This window comes from Zoogloea sp., from assembly GCF_041908905.1.
Taxonomy (GTDB): domain Bacteria; phylum Pseudomonadota; class Gammaproteobacteria; order Burkholderiales; family Rhodocyclaceae; genus Zoogloea.
On the sequence record NZ_JAYREK010000009.1, the window covers coordinates 1 to 16934 of the forward strand.

The 16934-nt window shown below is 70.5% G+C and carries 15 protein-coding genes; 3 read left to right on the forward strand and 12 right to left on the reverse strand.

The features are described 5' to 3' along the window. The 9 genes from ACE3OU_RS07430 to ACE3OU_RS07470 form a co-directional block, all read right to left on the reverse strand. A partial coding sequence (locus ACE3OU_RS07430) for a PqqD family peptide modification chaperone (protein ID WP_374240909.1) occupies nucleotides 1-2011 on the reverse strand: 2011 nt, incomplete at its 3' end. 1 nt (nucleotide 2012) lies between these two features. Next, complete coding sequence (locus ACE3OU_RS07435) at nucleotides 2013-3338, reverse strand: efflux RND transporter periplasmic adaptor subunit (RefSeq protein ID WP_374240910.1); 1326 nt, start codon at nucleotides 3336-3338, stop codon at nucleotides 2013-2015. Nucleotides 3339-3645: 307 nt separating this feature from the next. After that, complete coding sequence (locus tag ACE3OU_RS07440; protein WP_374240911.1) at nucleotides 3646-3930, reverse strand: hypothetical protein; 285 nt, start codon at nucleotides 3928-3930, stop codon at nucleotides 3646-3648. A 117-nt stretch (nucleotides 3931-4047) separates the two neighbouring features. Further along, nucleotides 4048-5556 (reverse strand): methyl-accepting chemotaxis protein, encoded by a 1509-nt coding sequence (locus ACE3OU_RS07445; RefSeq protein WP_374240912.1) that lies wholly within the window; start codon nucleotides 5554-5556, stop codon nucleotides 4048-4050. Nucleotides 5557-5836: 280 nt separating this feature from the next. Then, nucleotides 5837-6979: a M14-type cytosolic carboxypeptidase gene (locus ACE3OU_RS07450; RefSeq protein ID WP_374240913.1), complete on the reverse strand. Its 1143-nt coding sequence runs from the start codon at nucleotides 6977-6979 to the stop codon at nucleotides 5837-5839. A 20-nt stretch (nucleotides 6980-6999) separates the two neighbouring features. Further along, nucleotides 7000-8265, reverse strand: coding sequence for a DUF445 domain-containing protein (locus ACE3OU_RS07455; protein ID WP_374240914.1), 1266 nt, complete (start codon nucleotides 8263-8265; stop codon nucleotides 7000-7002). A gap of 47 nt (nucleotides 8266-8312) precedes the next feature. Continuing rightward, a complete protein-coding gene (gene yaaA, locus ACE3OU_RS07460; RefSeq protein WP_374240915.1) occupies nucleotides 8313-9098 on the reverse strand; it encodes a peroxide stress protein YaaA in 786 nt (261 codons plus the stop codon). A gap of 54 nt (nucleotides 9099-9152) precedes the next feature. Continuing rightward, nucleotides 9153-10025 carry a cation diffusion facilitator family transporter gene (locus ACE3OU_RS07465; protein ID WP_374240916.1) on the reverse strand — a complete coding sequence of 291 codons (873 nt, stop codon included), beginning with the start codon at nucleotides 10023-10025 and terminating at the stop codon, nucleotides 9153-9155. A 6-nt stretch (nucleotides 10026-10031) separates the two neighbouring features. Continuing rightward, nucleotides 10032-12230 (reverse strand): bifunctional (p)ppGpp synthetase/guanosine-3',5'-bis(diphosphate) 3'-pyrophosphohydrolase, encoded by a 2199-nt coding sequence (locus tag ACE3OU_RS07470; protein ID WP_374240917.1) that lies wholly within the window; start codon nucleotides 12228-12230, stop codon nucleotides 10032-10034. A gap of 107 nt (nucleotides 12231-12337) precedes the next feature. Between ACE3OU_RS07470 and ACE3OU_RS07475 the strand changes: the two genes are divergently transcribed. After that, the gene (locus ACE3OU_RS07475) at nucleotides 12338-13117 is read left to right on the forward strand and encodes a zinc-dependent peptidase (protein ID WP_374240918.1); all 780 of its coding nucleotides are present in this window, start codon (nucleotides 12338-12340) and stop codon (nucleotides 13115-13117) included. 102 nt (nucleotides 13118-13219) lie between these two features. After that, nucleotides 13220-13663, forward strand: a complete 444-nt coding sequence (locus tag ACE3OU_RS07480) for a host attachment protein (protein WP_374240919.1) — start codon at nucleotides 13220-13222, stop codon at nucleotides 13661-13663. Between the two features lie 153 nt (nucleotides 13664-13816). Here the strand turns inward: ACE3OU_RS07480 and thpR are convergent, their stop codons facing one another. Genes thpR through ispD form a run of 3 tightly spaced genes read right to left on the reverse strand, consistent with a single transcriptional unit; the run spans nucleotide 13817 to nucleotide 15577 of the window. Beyond that, entirely contained in the window at nucleotides 13817-14380 is a 564-nt protein-coding gene (thpR, locus tag ACE3OU_RS07485; RefSeq protein WP_374240920.1) for an RNA 2',3'-cyclic phosphodiesterase, read from the reverse strand. Continuing rightward, nucleotides 14373-14873: a 2-C-methyl-D-erythritol 2,4-cyclodiphosphate synthase gene (ispF, locus tag ACE3OU_RS07490; protein WP_374240921.1), complete on the reverse strand. Its 501-nt coding sequence runs from the start codon at nucleotides 14871-14873 to the stop codon at nucleotides 14373-14375. Before ispF ends, thpR begins: the two co-directional genes overlap by 8 nt. Then, nucleotides 14870-15577 carry a 2-C-methyl-D-erythritol 4-phosphate cytidylyltransferase gene (ispD, locus tag ACE3OU_RS07495; protein WP_374240922.1) on the reverse strand — a complete coding sequence of 236 codons (708 nt, stop codon included), beginning with the start codon at nucleotides 15575-15577 and terminating at the stop codon, nucleotides 14870-14872. Before ispD ends, ispF begins: the two co-directional genes overlap by 4 nt. Nucleotides 15578-15649: 72 nt before the next feature. Between ispD and ACE3OU_RS07500 the strand changes: the two genes are divergently transcribed. Then, entirely contained in the window at nucleotides 15650-16918 is a 1269-nt protein-coding gene (locus ACE3OU_RS07500; protein ID WP_374240923.1) for an MgtC/SapB family protein, read from the forward strand. Nucleotides 16919-16934: the final 16 nt, after the last annotated feature.

Below are 16934 nucleotides of genomic sequence, written 5' to 3' on the forward strand. Positions count from 1 at the left end.
CGAGGTCGATCACGAAGACCGGCGCCGGGGTGCGCAGGTGATCGGTGTCGGCCGGGTCCACCGGCAGCCGCCCGCCGGCAAAATCCCCCAGCGCGGCGCTGGGGAGCCTTTCGGTGGCGGCGGGCACCGCGCGCAGCACGCGGGCCGGGAAGGCTTCGCCCGGCAGCTCGGCGAGGCGCACCGATACGCCGCGGGTGTCGTCGCGCACCAGGGCGGCCACATCCTGCTCGACGGCCACCCGCAGGGTGCTCGCGTCCCCCGTGAGGATGTGGCCGAGCAGGGTGCCACGGCGCGCGAACACACCAGCCATGTCGGCCTGGCGCGGCATCACCAGCTGCCCGCCGACCCCGGCGCGCAGCGCGAGGGCCGCCTGCAGCGTCTCTGCGTGGGCCAGCTGGCCGCGGACCCGCTCCATCTCTTCTTCCACGTTGCGCAGCTTGACGGGGTCGCGGAGCATGGCCTGGAAGAGGTCCGCATCCAGCGCCGCGAGCTGGTGCCGGTACTTGGCGACGTCGGCCTGCAGGCGCGGGTCGTCGAGCCGGGCGATCAGCTGGCCGGCCTCGACGCGGTCGCCATGGGCGGCCTCCAGCGCCACCAGGAAACCGTCGGTGCCGGTGCGCAGCTGGGCCTGCTCGGGCACCCACACCACGCCCTGGACGACGCTCGAGAACGGCAGCGGCACCACACCGACCAGCAGCACGACCCCGACCCCCAGCGCCCCGGCCGCGCGCAGGGCCCGCTGGCGCTGGGCGTCGGGCAGCGACAGGCGCAGCAGGCGCCGCCAGAAGCCGAGCACCGGCATCACGAGCAGCGTGCCGAGCATCACCACCGCGGCAAGCCCCCCGAGCACCATCGACCAGCTGCCGATCCAGCCCACGATGGCCACCGCCAGCCCGGCCCGGTACAGCCACGAGGCCGGCGCGTAGCACAACAGCCACAGCCGCTCGCCCCGGCCCGGCTCGGGGGATGCCACGTCCGCCAGGCCGAGCACCCGCCCCAGCAGCAGATACCGCCAGAAGGCCGTGCTGCGGGTGGCCAGGTTGGGCAGGTCGAAGGCATCGCAGAGCATGTAGTAGCCGTCGAAGCGCAGCAGCGGGTTGCCGTTGAAGAGCACGGTCGATACCCCGCCGATCACCGCCGCGACGAGGCACACGTCGCGCACCAGGCCCGGCTCGACCAGGGCCCACAGCATCAGCGCGGCGCCGGCGATGGCCAGCTCGACCAGGATGCCGGCCGCGCTCACGGCGAGCCGGTTGGAGGCTTCGCGGAAGGCCGACGCCGCCGAGGCGTCCACGAAGGGCGCCGGGGTGAGCAGCAGCAGGCTCACCCCCACCTGATGGACCTCGCCGCCATGGCGCCGCACCACCAGCCCGTGGGCCAGCTCATGGACGGCCTTGATCAGCGGGTAGAGCAGCCAGGCGATCAGCAGGAAGCGCGACGTCGCCATCCAGGTGTGCACGTCGGCCGCGAGCCGGTCGGATTCCATCGCCGCCACCAGCCCGCCGCCGGCGATCAGCGCCGCCAGGAAGAGCAGCATCCAGCCGGACACCAGCCACTCCAGCCACGGGTCGAAGCGCGCCAGCAGCGCGCTCGGGTCCCCGAGGCGGATGCGGAAGGCCAGCGGGTTCACCCCCAGCCGGCGCTGCTGCCGCGAGGCCTGCCGCTCCCGGTGGAAGATGGCCACCACGTCCGGCGTCAGCTCGCAGTGGATCAGGCCGCGCTGGTTGAGCTGCACCAGCAGGCGCACGATCTCGTCCTGGGTCAGGGCCTCGTCGGGGGCTTCGGCGAGGAGCGCCTCGCTGAGCGCCTCGACGCTCTGGCGGCCGTCGCAGCGGCCGACGAAGGCATAGGCGGCGGCGTTCATCCGGTGGAAACGGCCGGTCAGCGGGTCGGCCAGCACATACCAGACCTCCCGCCGGTGGATCTGCCGCGTCACCCGCAGGTGGGGGCGCAGGCTGGGATGCAGCCCGGCCACGCGATACCACTGGCTGCTGAAGACGCTGCCGCTCACCTCACACCCCCAGCCAGGACCAGGCCCCCAGGCGCAGCCATTCGACCAGCCGGTGGGTCCATGCCCACAACAGCGGCTCACGCCCCACCGCGATGCGCGCCACGCCGCGCAGGCCGGGGCGCAGGGTGTCGGGCTGGGCGTCGAGGCGGGCCTCCACCTCGAAGACGTTGCGGCCCTCGACCGCGGTGGCCATCGGCGTGATCCGGGCCACCGTGACCGCCAGCGTGTCCCACGGCAGCGCCGACAGGGCCAGGCTGCCGGGCTGCCCCAGGCGGACCCGCCCGATGTCGCGCTCATCCACCTCGACGATCACCCGGAAGCGCTCCCGGGGCGCCACGGTGAGCAGCACGTCGCCGCGCTGCACCGGGCTGCCCAGGGACTGGCTCAGGTCGCCGCGGATCACCACGCCGTCGAAGGGCGCCTCGATGCGGGTCCGTCCGAGCTGCTCATCCACCAGCGCCAGCTGGGCCCGCGCCTCGTCGGCCCGGGCCTGGCTGATCACCAGCTGGGTGCGGTCGGCCCGGGCCATCGCGGCGGCATAGGCGTTTTCGTGTTGCGCCAGCTCGCTCGCCCAGCGGTTGTGCTCGAGCTGCAGATCCTGCTCGGCCAGCTCGGCGAGCACCTGGCCGACCTTTACCCGGTCGCCCGGCCGCACCAGGCTCTGCTTGAGAAAGCCGTCCACCGGCGCCACCAGCACCCGCTGGATCTCGCCCTCGACGCGGGCGTTGCCGCCGATCCGGTACTCGACGGGGGCGAACAGCAGGCCCGCCAGCACCACCCCGGCGGCGCTCAGACCAACCCGCCACCGGACGTTGTCCGGCGCACGCAAGCGGGCCCGGAGCTGCCGGAAGCGATCGCCCATGCGCCGGCGCAGGGGCCGCTCCCGGTCCCGCATGAAATACAACACCGGGCCGAGCAGCGCCACCGCATGCTCCCAGTCGGCGATGTCGGCCGCCGGCGAGGACACCGGCTCGCTGAACTGGAACAGCACCGCCCCCACCAGCTCGTGCCCCACAGCGATCGGGATCGTGCACACCCCGCCCCCGCGGGTGCGGAGGAGTTCGTCATGGGCCAGCACGATGCGCGGCGGACGATCCGGCGGCTGGGGGAAGACGACGGTGGCGGCCTGGTCCAGCGCCTCGTCCATCGCCGCGCCGAACACCTTGAGGGTGTCGCTGCCGCCCTCCCCGATCCCGCCGTGGGACAGCGCGACGACCCGGCAGAAGCGATCCTCAACGAAACCGATCGCCACCCACTCGCAACCGAGCCGGGTGGCGAGTTCGGAAGCAAGGGCCGTGGCCGCCGGCCGGAGCCGGTCATGGGACACCACCGCCGCCTGGAGGGCGATCAGGTCGATGCGCTGGGGCGTGGCGAGAAGGGGGGGCGGCGGGGAGTTCAGAGCATCCGTCCTGAGAGGCTATCGTCCTCGTATTGACGACATGCGAAAGGAAAACTTTACAGGCGGATGGCCTGGCGCCGCGGGCCCTCCTCCGGCCGCGCCCCGACCGGCGGGCCGGAAAAAGGCCCGCAGGGGCGGAAAAAGAAAACCCTCTTTCATCGGAGGACGAAAGAGGGTTTTTGCGGGCCGCCGGAGCGGGGGTGGCCTGTCGGGCGCGCCGCCCCGGGGCGGGATGTCAGTGCTGGGACGTCAGCTGGGCGATGAACGCCTCTTCCTTCTCGGCGGGGAAGGCATGCTGGGCGAGCACTTTCTTCACTTCACGGGCGCTGCTCTGGGAGCCTTCAACGCTGAACTCGATCCCCAGCGTGCGGCCGTTGGCGGCCAGGGTCATGAAAGCCGTCCGCCACCGCTGCGATTCCGCCAGACGCTCGCGCACTTCACTTTCGTTGCGGATCACGACACCCGCGGCCTTGAGGGAATCCAGAAATTCTGCGTAGGACCCGTTGTAGTAACTGCCCATCGATTTCTCCTGTTAGTGCGGTGATTGCTCACCTGTAATCCCTCAACGCAGCAAGGTTGAAAGTGGATGACAAGAATTTCGATTTTTTCTGGCTACCCCAAAAATACCGCGGGACGCTCACACGCGGAAGCGTTCCAGAGCCCGGTGCAAGGCCTCTGCGTCCTTCAGCAAGGCGTCGGCTTCGCTGGCGATGCCCTGGGTGGCGCTGGCCGAACGGTCGGCCATCGACGAGATGTGCTCCACGTGGCGGGCGATCTCCTGGGCCGCCGTGCTCTGCTCGAGGAGCGCGTCGGAGATGCTGTTCACGATCTCGCCCACCCCGTCGGCGCGGCCGGTGATCAGGTCGATGGAATCCCCTGCCTTGCCGGCATGGGCCACCCCCAGGTCGACGCGCGCCACGGCGTTCTCGATGCAGTTGAGCACCGACTCCTTGGCGCTGCGCATGTCGCCCATCATGCGGCCGATCTCGTCGGTGGCGGTGGTGGTGCGCTCGGCGAGCTTGCGCACCTCGTCGGCCACCACGGCAAAACCGCGCCCCAGCTCGCCGGCCCGGGCCGCCTCGATGGCGGCGTTGAGGGCCAGCAGGTTGGTCTGGTCGGCGATGCCCTTGATGATCCCCACCACTTCGGCGGCCCGCTCGGACTCGCGGCCGAGGGCTTCGACCCGCTCGACGGCCGTGCCGATCACGCCGGCGATGCCCGACATCTCGCCCACCGCGGCCTTGACCACCTTGCTGCCCTGGACGGCGGCCTCGCTGGAGTCGGACGACAGCTTGCGCGCGTCGCTGGCGTTGTCGGTGATGTGGTTGATGGAGACAGTCATCTCCTGGACGGCGGCGGCCATGGCGCTGGTGGAGGAATGCTGCTCGCCGACGCCTTCGGCGATCTCCTGGGACGTCTGCTGCAGGCGCGCCGCCAGGGACTTCAGGCTGTCGGCGGTGCTACGGGCTTCGGAGACGGTGCTGCGCAGCTCTTCCTGCATGCGCGCCACCGCCGCCAGCACCGGGCGGCGCTCCACCTGGCGCGGGTCGAAGGCGTAGTCGAGATGGCCGTCGGCCACCCGCAGCGCGAAGCTCGAGACGGTCATGCCGTCCTGCACCAGCCCGCGCAGGACGCCAGCGATATAGCACAGCAGGCCCGTCTCGACGACCACGTAGCCCGCATGCACGAGCACCCGGCCGATGCCGTCGAACTCGGGAAACACATACACGCCCGCCCCGGTGGCCTGCAGCCAGGCGAAGCTCAGGTGATGCACGGCGATCAGCGCCGCCGCCGCAACCAGCGGACGCCAGTCGCAATACAGCACCAGGAAGGCCAGCAGCACGAAGATGCCGAAGTGGGACTCGATCACCCCATGGGTCTGGTGGATCAGCAGCGCCGCGAAGATCATCGCCGCGCAGCCCACCGCGATGCGGGTGACAAGCTGGCCGGGGGCGCTGCGGCTGATCAGCAGCGGCACCAGGAAGGCCGGCAGCCCGACCCCGAGGGCCGGGGCCCAGCTGTCGTTGAGCCCGGCGACCACCAGGCACAGCACCAGATGGAGGCCGAGGGTGCCGACCAGCAGATTGTCGGCCTGGGCGCGGAAGGCGCTGAGGCCGTCCTTGAGCTTGCCTGCGGTGGCGCTCATGGCACACCTCCGTTCCACAGGCCGGCGGGTGTGGCCGAACACGCGTCGCCACGCAACACCGATTCCACTTCGAGCGCCCAGATCTGGGCTGCCGACGCAATCAGCCATACCCCGAGCAGCAGCCAGGGCCAGGCGGATCTGAGTCTTTTGTGAGCGGCGCAGGACGCTACCCGTTCGTTGTCCATGAAAACCTCCGTGGTTGAAACCATGGACAGCTAACGGGCTAAAACAGGATTTCTTGAGACAGAACGCCGCACTGGGTGGGGATCCTGCAGGCGGCTCAGCCGGCGAGATGCTGCAGGATCGGAGCCAGCATCGCCGCGCCGAGGCGAATGCTGCGCTCGCCGTTCCAGCCGGTGATGCCGTCGGGGAGGTTGGCGTTGTCCTTGAAGGGCATCTCCAGGGTGAGCGAGACGCAGCCGAAGCGGTGGGCGACCCACTTGGAGGCGAGGGTCAGCAGCTCGTCCTGGAAACGCCCCACCGCATAGCCGTGCTCGGTCTGGAAGTCGGGGCTGGCGGCCCGGAAGGCCTCGACGAAGCGCGCCTGGCGCTCCCGCTGCTCGTCCGAGAAGCCCGGCACCTCCTCGGCGGTGGAGAAGAACACGTAGGGCAGCGCCTCGTCGCCGTGGATGTCGAGGAACAGCCCCACCCCGCTCGCCTCCATGGCCCGGCGCACCAGCAGCACCTCGGGGCTGTGCTCGACGGAGGGCTCGCGCCACGCGCGGTTGAGGTTGACGCCGGCGGCGTTGGTGCGCAGGTTGCCGCGGATCGCGCCGTCCGGGTTCATGTTGGGGACGATGTAGAGCACCGCCTTCTCGCGGATGCGCCGCGCCACCGGGTCGGCGGCGTCGAGCAGGCGCTCGAGCAGGCCCTCCATGAACCACTCGGCCATGCTCTCGCCCGGGTGCTGGCGGGCGATGATCCACACCGGCTGCTTGCCCGGCGCCGCGCGGCCGACGGTGACGAGGTCCAGGTCGCGCCCCTCGACGGTGGCGCCGAGGTTGCTCACCGACGCGAAGGGCGACAGCTCGACGCGGCCCAGCAGGTCGAGGTGGCGCTCGTGGGAGTACGGCTCGAAGTAGGCGTAATACACGCTGTCGCGCTCGGGCCGGTGCTCGACGATCAGCTGGCCGTCTTCATAGCGGGTGGTGGCGATGCGGAACCAGTGGCGCCGGTCGTAGGAGGCCACGCAGCGGTAGCCGGGCCAGCCGTCGGGATAGGCCGCCGCCGCGGCGTTCTCGAAGACCATCCGCACCTCCTGCCCCGCCGCGCCGTGGAGGCGGAAGTGGAACCACTGGCGGAAGGCCGCGTCGCCGCCGACGCCCTGGTCGGCGCGCAGCCGGAGGCGGATGTCGCCGGCCGAGGCAATGGACAGCACCTCGATGGCGCCGGAGTCAAAATTGCTGCTGATGCGGAGGGTCATGGCGGCGTGGGGAGCGATACTCACAGGATGTGGGTCAGGGCGTAGAGGGCGAGGCCGATCAGGCCGCCGACCAGGGTGCCGTTGAGGCGGATGAACTGCAGGTCGCGGCCGACGCTGTGCTCGATCTCGCGGACCAGGTCTTCATCCTTCCAGGCGCGCATGGTGCCGGCGATGTGCTCCGACAGCCCGTCGCGGAGCTGGGGCGCGAGGCCCTCGACGGTGCGCTCGATGTGCTCGTTGACCGAATCGCGCAGGGCCGGGTTGGCGGCCAGGCTGGCGCCGATGGCGGTGGCCGCCGAGGCCAGCCTGGCGCGGATGCGCGAGTCGGGGCGGGCCATGTCGCTGGCCAGCCAGCCGCGCAGGTCGTCCCACAGGCCGTCCACGTATCTGGCGATGCCCGGGTGGGCGAGGAAGCCGCGCTTCATCTCCTCGATCCGCTCGCGCAGGGCCTCGTCGTTCTTGAGGCGCTCGACGTAGCCCTCGACCAGTTCGTCGAAGGCCAGCCGGCGGGGATGGTGGGGATCGGCGGCGATCTCGTTGAGGAGGCCGTTGACCCCATGCACGATGCCCACCGACACCCGGTCGCCGAGCTCCGCCGGGTTCATGCCCACCAGCCCGAGCATGGCGACGACCTTGGGATATTCCTTGCTCGCCACGTCGACGATCATGCCGGCGAAGGACGCCTGCACCCCCGGCTCGTCGAGCCAGGCGGCGAGCCGCCGGATACCCTCGTCGAGGAGGCCCTGGTGGCGGCGGTTCTCGGTGAGGGCGTCGAGGATGCGCCCCACCACGCCCGCCAGGTCGAGCCCGGCGGCACGCTTGCGCAGGGCATGGACGATCAGCCGGCGGACCCGGCGGTCATCCATGAAATCGAGGGACTGGACGAGGATCACCCCCACCCGGTCGGACAGCGCCCGGGCGTTACCGGGTTGCTGCAGCCAGTCGGCGAGGCGCGAGGCCGGGTCGGCGGCACGCAGGCGGGCCACCAGGGAGGCGGTGTCGAGGAAGCGGTCGCGGACGAAGCGGGCCACGTTGTCGGCCAGCCGCGCCTTGTTGCGGGGCAGGATGGCGGTGTGCGGAATCGGCAGGCCGAGGGGGTGGCGGAACAGCGCCACCACCGCAAACCAGTCGGCCAGGGCGCCGATCATCGCCGCCTCGGCGAAGGCCGCCAGCCACGGCCAGCCCTCCCGCCGGGCAACCACGAACAGCAGCGTGACGACCACCAGCAGCCCGGTGGCCAGGGTTTTCATGCGTTTAAGGCTGGCAGCCTTGTCGGGATCGGCCATCGGCGCTCTCCTCTCCTGTGTGGGTTACGCGGGGGTCGTTGCGGGCGTCAGTCCTGGCGGCGCCGGAAGACCCAGCAGCCGTCGTCGGAGGCCTCGGCGGCGAAGGCGTAGCCGTCGCTGTCGAAGGCCTTGAGGGCCTCGACGTCCTGGATGCCGTGGGTGATCGCGTAGCGGGCCATCAGGCCGCGGGCGCGCTTGGCGTAGAAGCTGATGATCTTGTAGCGGCCGCCCTTCCAGTCCTCGAAGGCCACGTTGAGCAGCCGCCCCTTGAGCTTGGCGGCCTTCACCGACTTGAAGTATTCCTCCGAGGCGAGGTTCACCAGCACCGCCTCGCGGCCGGCATCGCGCTCGGCGTCGAGCAGGCGGTTGAGGGCGTCGGTCTGGGTCATGCCCCAGAAGGCGTAGAGGTCCTTGCCGCGGGGGTTCTTGAAGCGGGTGCCCATCTCGAGGCGGTAGGGCTGCATCAGGTCCAGCGGGCGCAGCAGACCGTACAGGCCGGACAGGATGCGCAGGTGGGCCTGGGCGTAGTCGAGCTGGGCCTCGCCGAGGCTGCGGGCGTCGAGTCCGTCATACACATCGCCGTTGAAGGCCAGCACGGCCGGGCGGGCGTTGTCGGGGCCGAAGGGGCGCGACCATTCGGCGTAGCGGGCCACGTTGAGGGCCGCCAGGGCGTCCGAGAGGTGCATCAGCTCGGCCACCTGGGCGTGGGACAGTTCGCGCAGGCCGGCGATCAGCTCGGCGGCGTCATCGAGGTATTCGGGCTGGGTGAAACGGGCGGTGGCGAGGGGCGACTCGTAGTCGAGGGCCTTGGCGGGGGACAACACGAAGATCATGGTGACGGCCGGAAATGCGACGGCGGCGATTCTAGCAAAGGGGGCCGGGCCGCATCAGGCCATTGGTTCGAGGTGGGTGGTGACCTCGACGCCGGGCAGCTCGACCGCGAGGGCGGCCTCGATCTCGTCGAGCAGGGCGTGGCCGTCGCGCACCGTCCAGTCGCCGGGCACCCGCACCACCACCTGCACGAAGGCGGACGCCCCGGCCCGCCGCGTGCGCAGCCCCTCGAAGGCCACGCCGCGGGGCTTGAAGCCGGACAGCACACACCCGACCCGGGCGATCGCGTCACGGTCGAGGCTGCGGTCCATCAGGCCATCCACGGACTCCCGCAGCAGGCTCAGGGCTTCGCGGGTGATGTTGAGGCCCACCGCAATGGCGATCAGGGGGTCGAGGCGCAGCCAGCCGGTCCAGGCGACCAGCCCGACCCCGGCGATGACGCCGATGGACGTCCACACGTCGGTCATCAGGTGGCGGGAGTCGGCCCGCAGCGCGATGGAGTTGAAGCGCTCGCCGGCCTGGGCGAGCACCCGCGCGACGGCGAAGTTGATGGCGGTGGCGGCCGACGACCAGGCCAGGCCCCAACCCGGTGATTCGAGGGGCTGAGGGGCGAGCAGGCGCTCCACCGCCGCCCAGATGATCGCCACCGCGGCGCCGAGGATCAGGAAACCCTCGACCCCGCTCGAGAAATACTCGGCCTTGCCGTGCCCGAACGGGTGCAGGCGATCGGGGGGCGCCTGGGTGACCAGGATCATCCACAGGGCAAACGAGGCGCCGGCCAGGTTGACCAGGGATTCCAGCGCGTCGGACAGCAGGCCCACCGAACCGGTGACCCACCAGGCCAGGGTCTTGAGGGCAATGGTGAACACCGCCGCGGCGATGGACAGCCACGCAAAATGATGCCGGTCCATCCGTTGCAGGTCGATCATCGCCGCTCAGCTCCGCTCCACGTCGGTGACGTCCTTGACGTCGCGGACCAGCTGCACGGCACGCTGGATCTGCTGCACGCCCTGCACCTCGATGGTGAAGCGCATCCGCGCCGCGCCCTTGCGGCTGAGGGTGTTGACGGCGATCACATTGAGCTTCTCGCGGGAGAGCACCTCGGAGATGTCGCGCAGCAGGCCCTGGCGGTCCATCGCGTGAACCACGATATCCACCGGGAAGACCGAGCTCTCCTTCGGCCGCGCGCCGCCCCACTGGACGTTCACGAGGCGTTCGGGGTGCTTGCGGGCGAGCTCCTGGAAGTCGCGGCACTCGACCCGGTGGATCGACACGCCACGGCCGCGGGTGACGTAGCCCTGGATCGCGTCCGGCGGCGCCGGCTTGCAGCAGCGACCGAGGGAGGTCATCAGCTTGCCGACGCCGACGATCAGGATCATGTCGCCCGCGTCGCCGGAGTGGCTCTGGCCGATGGCCACCTCGGCCTCGGCGCCCTCCGGCTCGACGGCCTCGGCCCCGCGCAGGGCGACCTGGATCGCCCGCGGGCCCACCTCGCCGCGCCCGGTGGCGATGAACAGCGCCTCGGCGTTCTTGAAGCCCAGGCGCGTGGCCAGGTCGTCGATGCTCACGTGGCCGTGGCCTTCGCGCTGGATCTCCTTGGTCAGCACGCCGCGGCCGCGGGTGAGCAATTCTTCTTCTTCGAGGGCGCTGAAATACTGCTTGATCTTCTGCCGCGCCCGCGGCGTGGCCACGTAACCCTGGTGGGGGTTGAGCCAGTCGCGGGACGGCCCGCCCTCCTTGGTGGACATGATCTCCACCGTCTGGCCGTTCTCGAGGGGCGTGTTGAGGGTGACCAGCTGGCCATTCACCTTGGCGCCCCGGCAACGGTGGCCGAGATCGGTGTGCACCCGGTAGGCGAAGTCGATGGGCGTCGCCCCCCGCGGCATGTCGATCACCCGCCCCTGGGGCGTCAGCACGTAGATGGTGTCGTCGAGGGAGGCGCGCTTGAACTGCTCGAGCCAGTCGGCGGCGTCGGTGACCTCGTCGCGCCACGACAGCAGGCTGCGCAGCAGCGCGATCTTCTCGTCGTAGGCGACGTTGGGCACGCCGCCGCCCTCCTTGTAGCGCCAGTGGGCGGCCACCCCCAGCTCGGCGTGCTTGTGCATGCCGTGGGTGCGGATCTGCACTTCCAGCGAGCGGCCGTCGGCGGCGTACACCGCGGTGTGCAGCGACTGGTAGTTGTTGCCCTTGGGCATCGAGATGTAGTCGTCGAACTCCTTGGGGATCGGGGTCCAGATCTGGTGCACGATGCCCAGCACCGCGTAGCAGTCCTTGACCTCGTCCACCAGCACGCGCAGCGCCCGCACGTCGAAGATCTGCGAGAAATCGAGGCGCTTGGCGCGCATCTTGTTGTAGATGCTGTAGATGTGCTTGGGCCGGCCATACACCTCGGCCTTGATGCCGATGGCCTCGACCTCCGCCTTCAGGCGCGCCACCGCGTCGACGATGAACTGCTCCCGCTCGACCCGCCGCTCGTCGAGCATGCGGGCGATGCGCTTGTAGGTCTCGGGCTCGAGGAAGCGGAACGACAGATCCTCCACTTCCCACTTGAGCTGCCAGATGCCCAGCCGGTTGGCCAGCGGGGCGTAGATGTCGAGGCTCTCGCGGGCGATGGACTCCCGGTCGGGCACCGGGTTGTCGGTGAGGTAGCGCAGCGTCTGGGTGCGCGAGGCGACCCGCAGCAGCACGACGCGGATGTCCTCGACCATCGCCAGCAGCATCTTGCGCAGCACCTCGCTCTGGGCGCGGATCTCGGGGGCGCTGGTGACCGCCGCCATGTGGGTGACGACGCGCAGGCCGTTGAGGCGGCGCAGGCCATCCACCAGGCTCGCCACGTGGGCGCCGTAGCGCTGGGTGAGCTCGTCGGCGGGCTGGCTGAGCACGTCGCCGACGGCAAAACACAGGGCCGCCAGCCGGGTGTCGGCGTCGAGGCGCAGGGATGCGGCGATCAGGGCCATCCCGAGGGCGTGGCTCCAGGTCGACTCGCGGGTGCCGAGCACGCGCTCGCCGTAGAGGCTGCGGGCCCAGTCGTGGGCCTGCCCGACGCGGGCGGCATCGTCGGGGGCGAGGCCCTCGCAGAGGAGTTCGAGGGCCGACGTGGCGGCAGCGGAAAGGGAATGAGTGACGGCGACCATGCGCGCATTATCCTATAGGCTTGCCTGCCGGCGTTTGATCTTGATCGCAAACCGGCGACGAAGCACCCCGCCCCTTTCGAGACCCCCTGCAGACGAGCCCCCGACCGATGTTCTCCGCCCTCCGCCGCTGGCGCCGCCGACGCCAGGCCGACCGCATGACCGTTTCCACCGCCCAGTGGGAGCAGGTCGAGCAGAGCCTGCCCTTCCTCGCCTGGCGGCCCGCCGAGGACCGCCCCCGGCTGCGCCGCCTGGCCCTGGAGTTCCTCGCCGAAAAACAGGTGCACGGCGCCCGCGGGCTCGAGGTGAGCGACACGATGCTGCTCTCGATCGCCCTGCAGGCCTGCCTGCCGGTGCTCCACATCGGCCTCGACGCCTACGCCGACTGGGTGGGCATCATCGTCTATCCGGGTGACTTCGTGATCCCGCGCAGCGAGGTGGACGAGAACGGGGTGATCCACGAATACGACGACGAGGTGCTGGGCGAGGCCTGGGAGGGCGGCCCGGTGCTGCTGTCGTGGTTCGACGGGGACGACGCGCCGGCCGGCATCAACGTGGTGATCCACGAGTTCGCCCACAAGCTCGACATGGGCAACGGGGCCGTCGACGGCTACCCGCAGCTACCCGCCGACATGCCGGCCGCGGCCTGGGCCGCCGCCTTCCAGCCGGCCTACGCCGACTTCTGCCGCCGGGTGGACGACGGCGAGGACACCGCCCTCGACCCCTACGGCGCCGAGCACCCGTCGGAGTTCTTTGCGGTCATGAGCGAGGCCTTCTTCGAGACGCCGGGCCTGCTGAAGCACGAATACCCGGCGGTTTACGCCCAGTTGTCCCGCTATTACCGGCAGGATCCCGCCGCCTTCGAGCCCGGCGCGGACCAGGCCGGGTAACGCGGATGTCACATTTCTTTGCTTGTCGCCGGTTCCCTGTCTAAAGTGGAGAGGCCCATCGGCACCTAGGGCACTTCCGATCAAACAGTGGAGAGCAATCCCATGGCTATTACCTGGATCCTGGTCGCCAACGCGAGTCTCGCCCGTCTGTACGAACACCTCGGCCCCAAGAAGGGCCTCAAGCTGATCAAGGAACTCGAACACCCCGAAAGCCGCATGAAGAACGCCGAGCTGTCCTCCGACAAGGCCGGTTCGTTCCAGGTTTCATCCGACAGCGGGCGCGGCTCCCGCGAACAGCAAACGCCGCCCAAGCTCAACGCGGCGCGCAACTTCGCCCACGCCCTCGCCAAGGAACTCTACCTCGGGCGCAGCCGCAACGAATTCGGCCGGGCCATCCTGGTTGCCCCGCCGGCCTTCATGGGCATGCTCAACGCCACCCTCGACGGCCCCACCGCCCACATGGTGAGCGACCGGCTCGAGAAGGACTACACCAAGACCCGCGAGCCGGACCTGTGCGGCCACCTCGAGGGCTGCCTCGTGGTCTGACCCGCCCACGCCCGGGCGCCGGCCATCGGCGGCAGCCCGGGCGTCACAACCGCCTCCTCACCGCGAACCACCGGGCGCCGGTAGCCGGCCTGCGTATCGCGCTTGCGGACGGGTGCGACAGGCGTCGCGTCCGTCTGGCTTTATGGGCGGGCTTCAGGCCGAAGCCTCCACATCCGACACCCCGCCCGGTAGCGCCAGCGGCCAGCCGGCGAGTCGCCGGTAGCTGGCGCCCGCCTCCGAGAGGCGGGACTCCATCAGCACCCATCCGGACACCGGCCAGACGATGGCCCCCATAGCCGGCAGAGGCTCCGCACGCGGCACCTTGCGCAGCAGCGTGACGTGGGGAACAAAGGGGGTGTCGTCCACCGCGAACCCCAGCCCGGCGAGACGCTGGCGCAGCGCGCCCACCAGCGCGTCGAGGGCCGCCGGCCGTTCGGCGCAGCCGGCCCACACGATGTGGTTGTGGCGCCAGTGGGCAAGCTGGTCCAGCCTCAAGGTGAAGGGCTCGCCGGATACGCCACCGAGGCCCTCGACGAGCCCCGCAAGGCGCGACTCTTCGACCCCACCCAGGAAGGCCAGCGTGATATGCAGCGTGTCGCGGCGCATTCGCCGGCCCCCCAGCTGGCGCTGGGCGTCGAGGCCGGCGGCATCGAGCGCCGCGGCGGCGGCCTCGTCTGGCCACAGGGCCAGGAACAGCCGCCGGGCAGGTTCAGCCATCCACCCGCGCGAGCAGCGCCACCGCCTGGGCGGCGATGCCCTCGCCCCGGCCGGTGAAGCCGAGCTTCTCGGTGGTCTTGCCCTTGATGTTGACCGCCGCCGGGTCGACCCCCAGGTCGGCGGCGATGTTGGCGATCATCGCCGGCACGAAGGGCAGGATCTTGGGCGCCCGGGCGATCACGGTGGCATCGATATTGACGGTCTGCCAGCCGGCCGCCCGCACCGCCGCCGCCGCCTCGCGGAGCAGCACGCGGGAGTCGGCGCCCTCGAAGCGCGGGTCGGTGTCGGGGAAATGACGGCCGATGTCGCCCAGCCCCGCCGCGCCGAGGATCGCGTCGGTGAGGGTGTGCAGCAGCACGTCGGCGTCGGAGTGGCCGAGCAGGCCGCGCTCGAAGGGGATCGTGACGCCGCCGATGATCAGCGGGCGGCCGGGGACCAGGGCGTGCACGTCAAAGCCCTGGCCGATGCGGAACGGAACGATGGGATGGCTCACGCCTTGTCCTCCCGGTGCTGGAGAATCCACTCGGCCAGGTGCAGGTCGAGGGGGAAGGTAACCTTGAGATTGGTCGGGTCGCCCCGCACCAGCCGCGGCCGCAGGCCCATGGCCTCGATGGCGCTGGCCTCGTCGGTGACGTCGCGGGCCGATTCGAGGGCGCGCTTGAGCATCACGTAGCGGAACATCTGGGGCGTCTGGGCCTGCCACAGGCCCTCGCGGGGCACCGTCGCAGCGACGCGGTGGGTGCTGTCCTCGCGCTTGAGGGTGTCGGCCACCGGCACCGCCAGGATGCCGCCCACCTCGTCGTGGCCGAGCTCGCGCACCAGGGTCTCGATGTGCCAGGGCGCCAGGCAGGGCCGGGCGGCATCGTGCACGAGGATCCAGTCGGACTCACTGGTGTCGTCGGCGATGGCCCGCAGGCCGTTGAGGACGCTGTCGGCCCGCGAGGCGCCGCCGCAGAACAGCGGCACCAGGCGGTCGCCGAACGGACGCCAGTCGTGGCGGTCCCACGCCTGGTCGCCCACCGACAGCACCACGTACACCCGGTCGATCACCGGCGCGGCACACAGGGCGGCCAGGGTGTGGCGGATCAGGGGCTGGCCGAGCAGCGGGAGATATTGTTTGGGCTGTCCGCTCTTCATCCGGCTGCCGCTGCCGGCGGCGGGGACGATCGCAAAACAGCGGCTGGTCTGGGTTCGCATCGCGTAATTCTACTTAATGTCGCGGCCTTTTCTGCCGCAGAATGCCTCATCACCGCCGTGGAGGTGCCCACCGTGCTGTTCTCCCTGCCCTTCGAACCGCGCCAGCTTGAGGCGCTCGGCCTGGCGACGCTGATCGGCCTCCTGATGGGCCTCGAACGCGAGCGCCGCCCGGCGGCCCTCGCCGGCGTGCGCACCTTCGGCCTCACCGGCCTGCTCGGAGCCCTGTCGAGCCTGCTCGGCGAACACTTCGCCACCCCGGCGCTCATGATCGCCGGCTTCGTGCTGGTGGCGGTGATGATCATCGCCGCCAACTTCCGCCAGCCGGAGCCCAACGACCCGGGCACCACCTCGGTGGTCGCCCTCCTCGTCTGCTACTGCCTGGGCGCCATGGTGTGGCTCGGCTACGGGCGGATCGCGGTGATGGCCGCCGTCGGCTCGACGATGCTGCTCTACTTCAAGTCGGAGCTGCGCGGCGTCGCCTCGCGCCTGACCAGCCAGGACTGGCGCTCGGTGCTGCAGTTCTCGGTGCTGTCGCTGATCGTGCTGCCGATCCTGCCCAACCGGGGCTTCGGGCCCTACGACGCGATCAACCCGCACCAGGTGTGGATGATGGTGGTGCTGATCTCCGGCGTCAGCCTGGCCGGCTACGCGGCCCTGCGCTTCGTGGGCGCCCGCTACGGCGCGCCGCTCCTGGGCCTGATGGGCGGGCTGGTGTCGAGCACCGCCACCACGATGGTGTTCTCCCGCCACGCCCGCGAGAACCCGGCGATGGCCTCGACCGCCACCCTGGTGATCCTGCTCGCCAACCTGATCATGGTGCTGCGCGTGCTGGCCATCGCCTGGGCCCTGTCGCCTTCGGCGGTCAGCCTGCTGGTGCCCGGCAGCCTGCTGGCGGTGCTCATCGGCGCGGTGGTGATCGGCCTCGACTGGCGGCAGCTGGCCAGCCAGGGCGAGCTGCCGGTTCCCCAGACCCGCAACCCCACCGAGCTGCGCGCCGCCCTCGGCTTCGGCGCCCTCTACGCCGGGGTGCTGCTGTGCGCCGCCTGGCTGTCGGAGATCGCCGGACGCGGCGGGCTGTACCTGCTCGCCTTCGCCTCGGGCCTCACCGACGTGGACGCGATCGCCCTGTCCACCCTGCGCCTCTACAACCTGCAGAAGATCGAAGGGATGGCCACCGCGATCTCCATCCTGCTGGCCATGCTCGCCAACCTGGGCTTCAAGACCTTCCTCACCTTCCTGCTCGGCGGCGCCGAGCTGGCGCGCCGGGTGGTGGTGGGCATGTTCGCCGTCGGCGCGGGCCTTGCCGGGGGAATCATCTGGCTGCTGAATACATCCCTATAATGAAAGCATTCTCTCG